This window comes from Rhizobacter sp. P2_H3 (genome assembly GCF_056403355.1).
Genome location: NZ_JBFUFQ010000159.1, coordinates 1 through 13,284 on the forward strand (window position 1 = coordinate 1; position 13,284 = coordinate 13,284).

The 13,284-nt window shown below is 68.7% G+C and carries 14 protein-coding genes; 4 read left to right on the top strand and 10 right to left on the bottom strand.

Translation table 11 applies throughout. The features are described from left to right. Window positions 1–220: 220 nt before the first annotated feature. Window positions 221–1,417, top strand: a complete 1,197-nt coding sequence (locus AC1D1T_RS23050; protein ID WP_477842184.1) for an acyltransferase family protein — start codon at window positions 221–223, stop codon at window positions 1,415–1,417. Here AC1D1T_RS23050 and AC1D1T_RS23055 read toward each other — a convergent pair. After that, on the bottom strand, window positions 1,380–2,168 hold the full coding sequence (locus AC1D1T_RS23055; RefSeq protein WP_477826602.1) for a ferritin-like domain-containing protein: 789 nt from the start codon (window positions 2,166–2,168) through the stop codon (window positions 1,380–1,382). The two genes, AC1D1T_RS23050 and AC1D1T_RS23055, sit on opposite strands and share 38 nt — an antisense overlap. Before the next feature lie 37 nt (window positions 2,169–2,205). Here AC1D1T_RS23055 and AC1D1T_RS23060 point away from each other — a divergent pair, with 37 nt between their 5' ends. From AC1D1T_RS23060 to AC1D1T_RS23070, 3 genes are read left to right on the top strand one after another with little or no spacing between them, the layout of a single operon-like run. Beyond that, window positions 2,206–2,730: a gamma carbonic anhydrase family protein gene (locus tag AC1D1T_RS23060; protein WP_047506215.1), complete on the top strand. Its 525-nt coding sequence runs from the start codon at window positions 2,206–2,208 to the stop codon at window positions 2,728–2,730. Beyond that, window positions 2,730–3,701 (top strand): Hsp33 family molecular chaperone HslO, encoded by a 972-nt coding sequence (hslO, locus tag AC1D1T_RS23065; RefSeq protein ID WP_465113389.1) that lies wholly within the window; start codon window positions 2,730–2,732, stop codon window positions 3,699–3,701. Before AC1D1T_RS23060 ends, hslO begins: the two co-directional genes overlap by 1 nt. 24 nt (window positions 3,702–3,725) lie before the next feature. Then, a complete protein-coding gene (locus AC1D1T_RS23070; RefSeq protein WP_465113390.1) occupies window positions 3,726–4,202 on the top strand; it encodes a CopD family protein in 477 nt (158 codons plus the stop codon). Window positions 4,203–4,659: 457 nt separating this feature from the next. Here the strand turns inward: AC1D1T_RS23070 and AC1D1T_RS23075 are convergent, their stop codons facing one another. The 9 genes from AC1D1T_RS23075 to mutS all read right to left on the bottom strand — a co-directional run. Further along, on the bottom strand, window positions 4,660–5,298 hold the full coding sequence (locus tag AC1D1T_RS23075) for an AAA family ATPase (RefSeq protein ID WP_477841789.1): 639 nt from the start codon (window positions 5,296–5,298) through the stop codon (window positions 4,660–4,662). Then, complete coding sequence (pnuC, locus tag AC1D1T_RS23080) at window positions 5,295–5,924, bottom strand: nicotinamide riboside transporter PnuC (protein ID WP_465113392.1); 630 nt, start codon at window positions 5,922–5,924, stop codon at window positions 5,295–5,297. Before pnuC ends, AC1D1T_RS23075 begins: the two co-directional genes overlap by 4 nt. Window positions 5,925–5,937: 13 nt before the next feature. Further along, window positions 5,938–6,216, bottom strand: coding sequence for a cell division protein FtsB (gene ftsB, locus AC1D1T_RS23085; RefSeq protein WP_047506223.1), 279 nt, complete (start codon window positions 6,214–6,216; stop codon window positions 5,938–5,940). A 9-nt stretch (window positions 6,217–6,225) separates the two neighbouring features. Next, window positions 6,226–7,509, bottom strand: a complete 1,284-nt coding sequence (eno, locus tag AC1D1T_RS23090; protein ID WP_477992551.1) for a phosphopyruvate hydratase — start codon at window positions 7,507–7,509, stop codon at window positions 6,226–6,228. A gap of 48 nt (window positions 7,510–7,557) precedes the next feature. Continuing rightward, the gene (kdsA, locus tag AC1D1T_RS23095) at window positions 7,558–8,412 is read right to left on the bottom strand and encodes a 3-deoxy-8-phosphooctulonate synthase (protein WP_047506226.1); all 855 of its coding nucleotides are present in this window, start codon (window positions 8,410–8,412) and stop codon (window positions 7,558–7,560) included. After that, the gene (gene pyrG / locus AC1D1T_RS23100) at window positions 8,409–10,088 is read right to left on the bottom strand and encodes a CTP synthase (RefSeq protein ID WP_477992552.1); all 1,680 of its coding nucleotides are present in this window, start codon (window positions 10,086–10,088) and stop codon (window positions 8,409–8,411) included. The genes kdsA and pyrG overlap by 4 nt, the downstream gene beginning before the upstream one ends. Window positions 10,089–10,139: 51 nt before the next feature. Further along, window positions 10,140–10,952, bottom strand: a complete 813-nt coding sequence (locus AC1D1T_RS23105) for an alpha/beta fold hydrolase (protein WP_047506229.1) — start codon at window positions 10,950–10,952, stop codon at window positions 10,140–10,142. A 10-nt stretch (window positions 10,953–10,962) separates the two neighbouring features. Next, window positions 10,963–11,787, bottom strand: coding sequence for a proteasome-type protease (locus tag AC1D1T_RS23110; RefSeq protein ID WP_477841794.1), 825 nt, complete (start codon window positions 11,785–11,787; stop codon window positions 10,963–10,965). After that, window positions 11,784–13,284 (bottom strand): DNA mismatch repair protein MutS (gene mutS, locus AC1D1T_RS23115; protein WP_477992553.1); only part of this gene is annotated, 1,501 nt, incomplete at its 5' end. The genes mutS and AC1D1T_RS23110, both read right to left, overlap by 4 nt.

A 13,284-nucleotide genomic window follows, 5' to 3' on the forward strand; every position in this document is an offset into this window, starting at 1 on the left:
TCAATGCGGTCATGGATACCCCTGGGGTGGTCTGTTGTGTGAGAACGGGATTGTTGGGTCCGCGAGCTAGCAAGTCGCGGGCCGCTGCAGTGTAAGCCTGCCGAAACCGGTTTCCGCCCGGGGTCGATCCGGGGTTCCGGCGGAGGTGCGGCCCGTGGATACGGGGTGTCGTGCGGCGCGGCGCGATGCTACAAACGGCCTCGACCCCGGAACGTCCCCCATGAATTCCTCTCCCGCTGCGCGCATTCCGCAGCACCTGCCCGCGCTCGACGGCGTGCGCGGCCTGGCCATCGTGCTGGTGCTGTGCCACAACTTCCAGATCCTCGAAGGGCCGTCCGGCCTTGTCGGCAAGGTCTTCGAGCTCGCGTTCGACCTGGGCTGGATCGGCGTGCAGCTGTTCTTCGTGCTGAGCGGCTTCCTGATCACGCGCATCCTGCTGCAGACCCAGGACGCGCCGAACTACTACCAGGCCTTCTTCGGACGGCGCCTGCTGCGGATCTTCCCGCTGTACTACGCGACGCTCGCGCTCGCCTTCATCGTGCTGCCGGCGCTGGGCGCGATGCCGGCGCGCTGGGAGGTCGACCGGCCGCAGCAGCTGTGGCTGTGGCTCTACCTGTCGAACTGGACGGCGCCCTATGGCAGCGCGACGCATGCGTTCCCGCATTTCTGGTCGCTCGCGGTGGAGGAGCAGTTCTACCTGCTGTGGCCGCTGCTGGTGCATCGGCGCTCGGCCGGGCAGGTGCTGCGCTGGTGCGGTGCGATCGCGCTGGCGATCCTCGGCGTGCGCATCGGCATGCTGGCGGCCGGGCTGGGGCCGGATCCGGTGTATTCGTTCACCGTGACGCGGCTCGATGCGCTGGCGATCGGCGGTGCGGCGGCGGCGTGGCTGCAGTTGCCGGGCGCGGCGGCGCGGGCGATCGCGCTGCGGCAGCGGCTGATCATCGGCGCGCTGGTGCTGGCAGCGGCCGGCTTCGTCGTGACGCACGGGTATCCGCGCACGTCGCCGCTCGGGCAGACGCTCGGTTACAGCGTGCTGGCGGTGGTGTTCGCGCTCGGCGTGGTCGCTGCGGCCGCGGGGGATGCCGTGGCCGATGGTGCGGTGGTCGGCGGTTGGGTCGGCTGGTTGCGCGCCGCGCCGCTGCGCATGCTGGGCCGCTACAGCTATGCGATGTACATCTTCCACAAGCCGCTGCACGACCTGGCCGGCAAGCCGCTGCTGCAGTCGCTCGGGCTGTACGAGCATGCGGGCCCTGCGCTGGCGCTGGGCTACATCGCCGCCGGCACGCTCGTCACGCTCGCGCTCGCGATGGCGTCGTACCACCTGTTCGAGAAGCACTTCCTCGGGTTGAAGCGGTGGTTCGTGGCGGAGCCGCCTGCGGTCACGGCGCGCTCAGGAACGCCAGCTCCTCTGCGCTGAACCCCGCCGCCTCGCGCGCCTCGCGGTTGAACGGCGGCCGCAGCCGCGGCGCCTCGTACTGCCGCACCAGCACCGCGTAGTGCGCGATCGGATCGAGCCCGTCGCGGCGGCACAGCCAGCGGTACCAGTGGTTGCCGATCGCGACATGGCCGATCTCGTCGCGCAGGATCACGTCGAGGATCTCGACCGTGCGCGCGTCGCCGGCCTTGCGGAACTTGGCCTGCAGCGGCGGCGTCGCGTCCAGCCCGCGGGCTTCCAGCGTGCGCGGCACCAGCGCCATGCGCGCGACCACGTCGCCCGCGGTGCGCTGCGTCATCAGCCACAGGCCGTCGTGCGCATCGAAGTCGCCGTAGTCGTGGCCGCCGCTGCGCAGGTGTTCGCGCAGCAGCGAGAAATGCAGCGCCTCCTCGCTCGCGACCCGCAGCCAGTCGGCGTAGAACGCCGCCGGCATGCCTGCAAAGCGGAACGCTGCATCCAGCGCCAGGTTGATCGCGTTGAACTCGATGTGCGCGATCGCGTGCAGCAGCGCCGCGCGGCCCTCGGGCGTGAAGGCCGAGCGCATCGCCACCTCCTTTGGCGGCACCAGGCGAGGGCGCTCGGGCCGGCCGGGCAGGCTCGCGGGCACCGCGATGGCTTCATCGGGATCGATCAACGCGGCATCGAGCTGCTCGAACAGCGCCCGCGCCGCGGCTGCTTTCTCGGTGGGGTCGCGGAGGCTCAAGACCTCCAGGGCGCGCTGTCGCGGGTTCATCCCTAGAATCATAGGCTGTGCATTTCGGGCGATCGCCATGGCCGTCTACCAACTGGGGGAGCTGTCTCCCGACATCGCCGCGTCGGCCTGGGTGGCCGACAGCGCCCGCGTGATCGGCAACGTCAGCCTGGGCGACGACGCGAGCGTCTGGTTCGGCGTCGTGATCCGCGGCGACACCGAGCGCATCGCGATCGGCCGCGGCAGCAACATCCAGGACAACAGCGTCGTGCACGCCGATGCCGGGTTTCCGGTGTCGGTCGGCGAGGGCGTGACGGTCGGCCACCAGGCCATGCTGCACGGCTGCACGGTCGGCGATCATTCGCTGATCGGCATCCAGGCCGTGGTGCTGAACGGCGCGAAGATCGGCCGCCATTGCCTGGTGGGCGCCGGCGCGCTGGTCACCGAGGGCCAGAGTTTCCCGGACGGCTCGCTGATCCTGGGCACGCCGGCCCGCGTGGTGCGCCAGCTGTCGCCAGAGCAGATGCAGGGGCTCGAGAAGAGCGCCGCCCACTATGTCGAGAACGCCCGGCGCTACCAGTCCGGCCTGAAAGAAATCACCTGATGAGCGAGCTTCACAAATTCCTGTTCGAAGGCCTGCCGGTGCGCGGCATGCTGGTGCGCCTGACCGATTCCTGGGTCGAGATCCTGCGCCGGCGCAGCACGGCATCCGATGCCTTCCCGCCCGCGGTGCGCGCGCTGCTCGGCGAGATGTCGGCCGCGGCGGTGCTGATGCAGTCGAACATCAAGTTCGAAGGCTCGCTCGTGATGCAGATCTTCGGCGACGGGCCGGTCAAGCTGGCGGTGGCCGAGGTGCAGTCCGACCTCGCGTTCCGCGTCACCGCGAAGGTGGTCGGCGAGGTGGCGCCCGATGCGCGCCTGGCCGCGATGGTCAACGCCGGCGGCAAGGGCCGTTGCGCGATCACGCTCGACCCGAAGCCGCGCGGCCCTGGGCAGCAGCCGTACCAGGGCGTGGTCGCGCTGCACGGCGACGGCGGCGAGCCGCTGCAGAAGCTGGCCGACGTGCTGGAGCACTACATGCTGCAGTCCGAGCAGCTCGACACGCGGCTGATCCTCGCGGCCAACGACGAGGTGGCCGCCGGCCTGCTGATCCAGCGCCTGCCGATCGAGGGCGAGGGCAACCTCGCCGGCCGCCGCAACGAAGACGAGATCGGCCTGAACGAGGCCTACAACCGCATCTCGCACCTGGCCTCGACCCTCACCGCCGACGAGTTGCTGACGCTCGATGCCGAGACCGTACTGCGCCGGCTGTTCTGGGAAGAGACCGTGCGCCGCTTCCCGCCGATGACCGGCGAACTCGGGCCGCATTTCGCGTGCACCTGCTCGCGCGAGCGCGTCGGCGCGATGCTGAAGGGGCTGGGCCGCGAGGAGGTCGACGGGGTGGTCGCCGAGCAGGGCCGGGTCGAGGTGGGTTGCGACTTCTGCGGCATCAAGTACCACTTCGACGCGGTCGACGTCGGCGAGCTGTTCACGCTGCCACGCGACCAGCCGCCCGGCAGCACGACATTGAACTGAAGTCCAACGCACGAAAGACCCACGATGCTCTACGCCAGCCTGAAAGTCCTGCACTTCCTGTCGGTGATCGTCTGGCTCGGCGGCATGTTCTTCACGCTGTTCTGCCTGCGGCCCGGCGCGGCGCACCTGCCGCCGGCCGAGCGCGTGCCGCTGATGCAGTCGGTGCTGCAGCGCTTCTTCGGCATCGTGCTGTGGGTGGCGCTGGTCACCGTGCTGAGCGGCGGCTGGATGGTGGGGCGCGTCGCGTCGACGACGAAGGCGACCGGCGGTCCGTTCAACATGCCGCTCGAATGGAGCGTGATGGCCGGGCTCGGGCTGCTGATGGTCGCGATCTTCGGCCACATCCGCTTTGCGCTGTTCAAGCGCGTGCAGCGCGCGAGCGCCGCTCAGGATTGGGCGGCGGCCGGTGCCGCGCTGAAGGCGATCCGCGATTGGGTGGCGGTGAACCTGACGATCGGCGTGGTGATCGTGGTTGTCGTGATTGCCGGGACGATGACGTAAGCCCGTCTGGGGCGATTTGCGCGCGCCTTTGCCGAGCCGGTGGCTTTGTGTGAAGAGCCTGCGAGTGCCGAGCGGGACTTCGATACCTCAGTCCGAACGGATGGTGGCGTGCCCGGCCCGGATGCCAATCCGGGGATCAACCCCCACTTGTTCGCTTGTCACCTCCCAACAGGCAGGGCGGTTGCAGAAGGCGCGTGCGGGGAGGCTGTGGAGCGCCAATCAGGACGGGGCGCCGGAGCTGGCTGGTTTCATGGCCCGCGTGCGCAGCACGCTTCGTGCACTGACTGTCGCCGACTGTTTGACCACAACGAACGAAGTGAGTGGCGGGAGTTTCGGCGACGGGCCATGAAACCAGTCAGCGGAGGGAAGTCTTCGCCCCCCAGGGCGAAGACCGCACCGGCCGGCGAGCCACAGCCTCCCCGCACGCGCCTTCCGCGCCAATGCGCCAACAGAAAACCTACGGCAACCAGTGCCGCTGCTCACACCCCGCATCCCCGCAGCGCTCGCAGACCCATTGCCAGCGCGGGTTCGCGCGGGCCTCGTCGAGCACCGACGGTTCCAGCAGCGCATGCCGCACCGCCAGCAGCGCGTGCGACAGCCGCGCCGGTCCGGTGCCGGCCACCACCGAATAGCCGAGCCCGCCGCGCGCCAGCGCCGCGCGCACCAGCGCGGTGACCGGCTCGCGCACCTGGGGCCCGTCGCGCTGCAGGCCGTCGGCCTGCCAGGGGATGTCGAGCGCCGTCAGCAGCGTCAGCGCGCAGCCGCGCTGGGCCTCGATCGCGCTGTCGTACAGGCTGCGGTCGCCGAACACCTGCTCGCTGTAGACCGCGATCATCAAGGCCGTGGTGTCGGCGATCACGATGTCGTGCGTCTCGGCGGCCGCGGCGATGCGGCGCGTCTGCTCCTGCGCGATGCCCGCCTGCTCGTCGACGCGCGGCGTGCGCGCATGACGGTCGCAGAATTCGCGCAGGTATTCGCCGACGAGGGCGACCGAGCGACCGTCGCGCTGCAGCGCCGCCTGCAACTCGCCGGCGAGCGTCGTCTTGCCGGTGCTCTCGGCGCCGACGATCGCAATGACGTGGCTCGCGTGGCTCACGCGGCCTGCTCCACCTTGCGCCACGCGCGCCAGCCGGCGAACGACATGCCGACGAAGATCGCGTACAGCGCGACCGTCAGCCACAGTCCCTTGTACGCGAACAGCCCGACGCTGACGGTGTTGACCACCACCCACATCGGCCAGTTCTCGACGTACTTGCGGCCGAGCAGCCACTGCCCGACCACGCTCGCGGCCGTGGGGAAGGCATCCCACCACGGAACATCGGTGTCGGTGAAACGCTTCAGGAACCAGCCGAGCGCCGGCCACAGCGCGAGGGTCGCGACGACCACGGCCAGCCGGCCGCGCGGGCCCAGCGAACGCACCCGCAGCCCACGGCCGTCGCCCTGCGTGCCGCGCAGCCATTGCCACCAGCCCCAGCCGGCGACCAGCGCGAAGAACACCTGCAGGCTCGCGTCGCCATACAGCTTGCTGTCCCAGAACAGCGCGACGTAGAGCAGCGAGCTGACGATCGCGAGCGGCCAGCCGAGCGGGTCGACGCGCATGTTGCAGACGACCATCGCGATCGCCAGCACGAAGGCGATCACCTCGACCCAGGTGACGGGCGAGCCCCACAGCGTGAAGGCCGCAGCGAACAGCGGCTGCAGCGCTAGCAGCAAAGCGTCCATCAGGAAATGGCGATCAGCGCTTGGCGGTCGACACCTGGACGTAGATCTCGTCCGGCTTGACCATGCCGAGTTCGAAGCGCGCCTTCTCCTCGACCATCTCCAGGCCTTCCTTCAGGTCGCTGACCTCGGCGACCAGGCGCTCGTTGCGCGCGCGCGCCGCGTCGTTCTCGCCCTTCTTCTGGTCGAGCTTGGCCTGCAGCTCCATCACGCGCGGCACGCCGCCCTTGCCGAACCACAGTTCGGCATGGACGAGGGCCAGCAGCGCGATGAGGCCGAGGGTGACGAGGCGCACGGGCCCGGATCAGCGCAGGTTGTAGAACGCGCCGCGGCCCGGATAGCTCGCGACATCGCCCAGGTCTTCCTCGATGCGCAGCAGCTGGTTGTACTTCGCCATGCGGTCCGAGCGGCTCAGCGAACCGGTCTTGATCTGGCCGGCATTGGTGCCGACSGCGATGTCGGCRATCGTSGAGTCTTCGGTCTCGCCCGAGCGGTGGCTGATCACCGCGGTGTAGTTGGCGCGCTTGGCCATCTCGATCGCCGCGAAGGTCTCGGTCAGTGTGCCGATCTGGTTGATCTTGATCAGGATCGAGTTCGCGATGCGCTTGTCGATGCCTTCCTTCAGGATMTTCGTGTTGGTGACGAACAGGTCGTCACCCACCAGCTGCACCTTGGTCGTCAGGCGCTCGGTGATGTGCTTCCAGCCGTCCCAGTCGCCTTCGGCCATGCCGTCTTCGATGCTGATGATCGGGTACTTGTCGACCCAGGTCGCGAGGATGTCGGTCCACTCGGGCGCGCTCAGCGTCAGGCCTTCGGCGCTCAGCACGTACTTGCCGTCCTTGTAGAACTCGCTGGCCGCGCAGTCGAGGCCGAGCGCGATCTGCTCGCCGGCCACGAAGCCGGCCTTGTCGATCGCCTGCAGGATCAGCTGGATCGCCGCCTCGTGGCTCGCGACGCTCGGGGCGAAGCCGCCTTCGTCGCCGACCGCGGTGCTCATGCCCTTGTCGTTGATGATCTTCTTCAGTGCGTGGAACACCTCGGCACCGTAGCGCATCGCCTCGCGGAAGCTCGGGGCGCCCACCGGGATGATCATCAGCTCCTGCAGGTCGAGGCTGTTGTTCGCGTGCGCGCCGCCGTTGATGACGTTCATCATCGGCACCGGCATCTGCATCGCGCCCGAGCCGCCGAAGTAGCGGTACAGCGGCAGGCCGCTCTCTTCAGCCGYGGCGCGCGCCACCGCCATCGAGACGGCCAGCGTCGCGTTCGCGCCCAGGCGGCTCTTGTTCTCGGTGCCGTCCAGGTCGATCAGCGTGCGGTCGAGGAAGGCCTGCTCCGAGGCGTCGAGGCCGAGCACGGCCTCGCTGATCTCGGTGTTCACATGCTCGACCGCCTTCAGCACGCCCTTGCCGAGGTAGCGGTTCTTGTCGCCGTCGCGCAGTTCGATCGCCTCGCGCGAGCCGGTGGAGGCGCCCGAGGGCACCGCGGCGCGGCCCATCACGCCGGATTCCAGCAGCACGTCGCATTCGACGGTCGGGTTGCCGCGGCTGTCGAGGATCTCGCGGCCGACGATGTCAACAATGGCACTCATTCAATCTTCCTTCAGGTTTTTCGACTACTGCTAGGGTGATTCTGGCGGTCAGTTGAAATCGGCTTCGAGAAAGCCGTTCTTCTTCGTGATGCGGTCGAGTTCCACCAAGGTGGACAGCAATTCCTTCATGCGCTTCAGCGGCACCGCGTTCGGGCCGTCGCTCAAGGCCTCGGCCGGGTTCGGGTGAGTCTCCATGAAGACGCCCGCCACGCCGACCGCGATGGCCGCACGCGCCAGCACCGGCACGAACTCGCGCTGGCCGCCGGAGCTCGTGCCCTGGCCGCCGGGCAGCTGCACCGAGTGGGTCGCGTCGAACACCACCGGGGCCTTCGTGTCGCGCATGATGGCCAGCGAGCGCATGTCGCTGACGAGGTTGTTGTAGCCGAAGCTCGCGCCACGCTCGCAGGCCATGAAGCTGTCTTCCGGCAGGCCTTTTTCGCGTGCGGCGGCGCGGGCCTTGTCGATGACGTTCTTCATGTCGCCGGGCGCGAGGAACTGGCCCTTCTTGATGTTGACCGGCTTGCCCGATTGCGCCACGGCGCGGATGAAATCGGTCTGGCGGCACAGGAAGGCCGGCGTCTGCAGCACGTCGACGATGGAGGCCACGTGCTCGATCTCCTCGGTGCTGTGCACGTCGGTCAGCACCGGCACGCCGATCTCGCGCTTGACCTTGGCGAGGATCTCCAGCCCACGCTCCATGCCGGGGCCGCGGAACGAGGTGCCCGACGAGCGGTTCGCCTTGTCGTAGCTCGACTTGAAGATGAACGGGATGCCGAGCGCGGCCGTCATTTCCTTCAGCTGGCCGGCGACGTCGAGCTGCAGCTGCTCGGTCTCGACGACGCAGGGGCCGGCGATCAGGAAGAAGGGCTTGTCGAGGCCGGCTTCGAATCCACAGAGCTTCATGCCGCGGCCTTCTCGGGTTGCGGCTGCTCGTTGCGCGCAGCCTGGTGCGCGAGCGCGGCCTGGATGTAGGAGCGGAACAGCGGGTGGCCTTCCCACGGCGTCGACTTGAACTCCGGGTGGAACTGCACGCCCATGAACCACGGGTGCACCGTGCGCGGCAGCTCGACGATCTCGGTCAGCTTCTCGCGCTGCGTCAGCGCCGAGATCACGAGGCCGGCCTCGCGCAGCTTGTCGAGGTAGTTGACGTTGGCCTCGTAGCGGTGGCGGTGGCGCTCGTTGACCACATCGCCGTAGATCTCGTGCGCGAGCGTGCCGGGCATCACGTCGGAGCTCTGCGCGCCCAGGCGCATCGTGCCGCCGAGGTCGGAGTTCGCGTTGCGCGTCTGGATGGAGCCGTCGGCGTCCTGCCACTCGTCGATCAGCGCGATCACCGGGTTCGGCGTCTCGGGCTCGAACTCGGTGCTGTTGGCGTTGGCAAGGCCGGCCTTGTGGCGCGCGATCTCGATCGTGGCGACCTGCATGCCCAGGCAGATGCCGAGGTAGGGCAGCTTGTGTTCGCGGGCGAACTGGGCGGTGAGGATCTTGCCCTCGACGCCGCGCTTGCCGAAGCCGCCGGGCACCAGGATCGCGTCATAGCGCGCGAGCTGGTTCACGTTGTCGGTGGTCAGCGTCTCGGAATCAACGTACTCGATGTTGACGCGGGCATGGTTGTGGATGCCGGCGTGGCGCAGCGCCTCGTTCAGCGACTTGTACGAGTCGGACAGGTCGGTGTACTTGCCGCACATCGCGATGGTGACCTCGCGCTTCGGGTGCTCGACCTCGTCGACCAGCGCATCCCAGCGCTTCAGGTTGGCCGGCGGGGTGTTGATGCGCAGCTTGTCGCAGATCAGGCCGTCGAGGCCCTGCTCATGCAGCATGCGCGGCACCTTGTAGATGGTGTCGGCATCCCACACCGAGATCACGCCCCATTCGGGCACGTTGGTGAAGAGCGAGATCTTCTCGCGCTCTTCGTCGGGGATGCGGCGGTCGGCGCGGCACAGCAGCGCATCGGCCTGGATGCCGATCTCGCGCAGCTTCTGCACGGTGTGCTGGGTCGGCTTGGTCTTCAGCTCGCCGGCGGCGGCGATCCACGGCACGTAGGTGAGGTGCACGWAGGCGGTGTTGTTCTGCCCCATGCGCAGGCTCATCTGACGCGCCGCTTCGAGGAAGGGCAGCGATTCGATGTCGCCGACGGTGCCGCCGACCTCGACGATCGCGACGTCGACCGCCTGCTCGGTGCCGAAGGCGGCGCCGCGCTTGATGAATTCCTGGATCTCGTTGGTGACGTGCGGGATCACCTGCACCGTCTTGCCGAGGTAGTCGCCACGGCGCTCCTTCTCGAGCACGCTCTTGTAGATCTGGCCGGTGGTGAAGTTGTTGGCCTTCTTCATCCGCGTCGTGATGAAGCGCTCGTAGTGGCCGAGGTCCAGGTCGGTCTCGGCGCCGTCGTCGGTGACGAACACCTCGCCGTGCTGGAAGGGAGACATGGTGCCCGGATCGACGTTGAGGTACGGATCCAGCTTGATGAGGGTGACCTTGAGGCCGCGCGATTCGAGAATCGCTGCAAGTGATGCAGCCGCGATGCCCTTGCCCAGCGAGGACACCACACCGCCGGTGACAAAGACGAACTTGGTCATTGCAGGGTCAGCAGGCGCCTTGTCGACGAATGCCGTGGTGGTAAAGCGCGATTATAGGCGCGTGAACTCCCCCAGCCAGCGCAGCACCTCGGCGGCCGCTTGCCCCGGCTGCTCGAAGGGGAACAGGTGCGAGCCCTCGATCCACGAGATGCGCCCCTGCGTGAAGCGCTCGGTGGCCTTCATGCCGACCTGGCGCACCTCGGTCGACTGCGTGCCGCCGATGAAGGCCATCGGGCAGCCGGGCGGGCGGCGCACCAGCAGGCGCGGGATGTGGTGCGGCAGCGTGTAGTAGATCTGCGTCTCGATCTCGCGCCGGAAGCTCAGCGAATGCCCGTGGCCGGACGGCTCGATGCCGGCGTCGATGTAGTCGCGCAGCACGCCGGGCGCCCAGCGCGCGAAGGCCGGCTTGGCCGCGAAGTGCGCGAACGCCGCCTCGGCGCTCGGCCAGTGCTGGCGGCGGCGCTTCGAGACGTGGCCGGGCGAGAAGCGCTCGCCGATGCCGGTCGCCTTGGCCACCTGCAGCGTGCGGGCGAGCAGCCCGCCGATCAGCGGCGAATCCATCAGCACCACGCCGCGCGCCAGGTCGGGCCGCTTCGACGCGGCCAGCACGCTCAGGAAGCCGCCGAGCGAATGTCCGACCAGCCAGACCGGCCCGGCGGCGGCGTGCTGCTCGATGAAGGCGATCAGCTGGTTGCGCAGCAGCGGCCAGTTGTTGGTGACGCGGTAGTGCTCGTCGTGGCCGAGCTTCTCGATCGCATGCACCTCGTGGCCGGCGGCGCGCCACGCGTCGAACAGCTGCCGGTAGGTGCCGGCGGGGAAGCTGTTCGCATGCGAGAAGACGATGCAGCCCGGGGCGGCAGTCACGCGGCTCCCATCAGATGATCTTCTCTCCGGGGTGCGTGATCTTGCGCATCGGCTCGTAGCGGTCCGACGGCACGCACAGTGGGTGCTCGGCGGCGCTGCCGTCCCACTGCGGGTCGTCGATCGATTCGAACACCTGGCGCAAGCGCTGGCCCCAGGTGCTGCGGATCATCGCGAAGTACGGGTTGCGCTCGTCGATGCAGACCATCTGCTGCGACTGGAAGGTGCCGGCCTCGTAGACCAGCAGGTCCAGCGGCAGGCCGACCGACAGGTTGGATTTCAGCGTCGAATCCATCGACACCAGCGCGCACTTGGCGGCCTCGTCGAGCGCGGTGTGCGGCGTGATCATGCGGTCGAGCACCGGCTTGCCGTACTTCGATTCGCCGACCTGGAAGTAGCAGGTCTCGCGCGTCGCCTCGATGAAGTTGCCGGCCGAGTACACCAGGAAGAGCCGCATCGCCTCGCCCTTGATCTGGCCGCCGAGGATCATCGAGGCGTTGAAGTCGACGCCGGCCTGCTTCAGCGACGGGCCGTCCTGGTCGTAGACGCGGCGCACCGCGCTGCCGAGCACGCGGGCGGCGTCGAACATGCTGGTGGCGTTCCAGATGGTGATCGGCTCGTCGTCGCCGTTGTCGAGCTTCTCGACCTGCAGGATCTCGCGCACCGACTGCGAGATCGACAGGTTGCCCGCCGACAGCAGCACCATGAAGCGGTCGCCGGTCTTCTCGTAGACCATCATCTTGCGGTAGGTGCTGATCTGGTCCAGGCCCGCGTTGGTGCGCGAGTCGGACAGGAAGACGAGGCCGGCATCGAGCTTGATGCCCACACAGTAGGTCATGACGGGGTGTCCTGCAGGTTCTTCAGGCGGTAGAGCGCGTCGAGCGCCTCCTTCGGCGACAGCATATCGGGGTTGATGCCGGCCAGCGCCCGCTCGATGGGCGAGACCGGCTTCTCGGCCTCCGGCGCGGGCGCCGCGAACAGGTCGATCTGCGCGCTGCCGGCGTGCTGCTGGGCTTCGAGCGCCTCCAGCGTCGCGCGCGCCTGGCGCACCAGCGTGCCGGGCATGCCGGCCAGCCGTGCGACCTGCACGCCGTAGCTGCGGCTGGCCGGGCCGGCCTGGATGTCGTGCAGGAAGACGATGTCGTCGCCGCTCTCGGCCGCCGACACGTGCACGTTGAGCGCCCGCTCGTGCTTGACCGGGAACTCGGTCAGCTCGAAATAGTGCGTCGCGAACAGCGTGAAGCTCTTGTTGCGCTCGTGCAGGTGGCTTGCGATGGCGCCGGCCAGCGCCAGGCCGTCGAAGGTGGACGTGCCGCGGCCGATCTCGTCCATCAGCACCAGCGAGTGATCCCCGGCGCTGTGGATGATCGCGGCCGCCTCGGTCATCTCGAGCATGAAGGTCGATTGCGCATTGGCCAGGTCGTCGGCCGCGCCGATGCGGGTGTGGATCGCGTCGATCGGCCCGAGCCGGCAGGCATCGGCCGGCACGAACGAGCCGATCGCCGCCAGCAGAACGATCAGCGCCACTTGGCGCATGAAGGTGCTCTTGCCGCCCATGTTCGGGCCGGTGATCACGAGCATCTTGCGGGCTGCGTCGAGCCGGCAGTCGTTGGCCATGAAGTTGCCGCCGCCGGTCTCGGCCAGGCGGGCCTCGACCACCGGGTGGCGGCCGGCGGTGATGTCGATGCAGGGCTCGCGCACGAACTGCGGGCGCGTCCAGCCGAGTGTGTCGGCGCGCTCGGCCAGCGCTGCCAGTGCGTCGAGGCTGGCCAGTGCGCGCGCCAGGCCCGACAGCGCCTCCAGGTGCGCCTGCAGCTGGTCGATCAGCTGCTCGTAGAGCTGCTTCTCGCGCGCGAGCGAGCGCTCCTGTGCCGACAGCGCCTTGTCCTCGAAGGCCTTCAGCTCCGGCGTGATGAAGCGCTCGGCGTTCTTCAGCGTCTGGCGGCGCTGGTAGTCCATCGGCACCTTGGCGGCCTGGCCCTGCGTGACCTCGATGTAGAAGCCGTGCACCTTGTTGTATTGCACGCGCAGGTTGGCGATGCCGGTGCGCGTGCGCTCGCGGGCTTCGAGGTCGAGCAGGAAGGCGTCGCAGTTCTGGCTGATGTCGCGCAGCTCGTCGAGCGGGGCATCGAAGCCGCGGGCGATCACGCCGCCGTCGCGCAGCATCACCGACGGCTCGTCGGCGATCGCGCTGCGCAGCAGGGCTTCGATCGCCGTGTCGGGCGTCAGCGCCTCGGCCAGCATCTCCAGCAGCAGGGCGCGGCCCGGCACGCGCTCGCGCAGCGCGGGCAGCGCCTGCAGCGTGGCGCGCAGGCCGGTGAGTTCACGCGGGCGC

Coding starts and splice junctions, on each gene's coding strand:
- AC1D1T_RS23060 (WP_047506215.1), top strand. CDS start 2,206: ATGGCCGTCTACCAACTGGGGGAGCTGTCTCCCGACATCGCCGCGTCG.
- pnuC (WP_465113392.1), bottom strand. CDS start 5,924: ATGGACGCTTTGCTGCTAGCGCTGCAGCCGCTGTTCGCTGCGGCCTTC.
- AC1D1T_RS23110 (WP_477841794.1), bottom strand. CDS start 11,787: ATGACCTACTGTGTGGGCATCAAGCTCGATGCCGGCCTCGTCTTCCTG.
- hslO (WP_465113389.1), top strand. CDS start 2,730: ATGAGCGAGCTTCACAAATTCCTGTTCGAAGGCCTGCCGGTGCGCGGC.
- AC1D1T_RS23050 (WP_477842184.1), top strand. CDS start 221: ATGAATTCCTCTCCCGCTGCGCGCATTCCGCAGCACCTGCCCGCGCTC.
- AC1D1T_RS23070 (WP_465113390.1), top strand. CDS start 3,726: ATGCTCTACGCCAGCCTGAAAGTCCTGCACTTCCTGTCGGTGATCGTC.
- kdsA (WP_047506226.1), bottom strand. CDS start 8,412: ATGAAGCTCTGTGGATTCGAAGCCGGCCTCGACAAGCCCTTCTTCCTG.
- AC1D1T_RS23055 (WP_477826602.1), bottom strand. CDS start 2,168: ATGAACCCGCGACAGCGCGCCCTGGAGGTCTTGAGCCTCCGCGACCCC.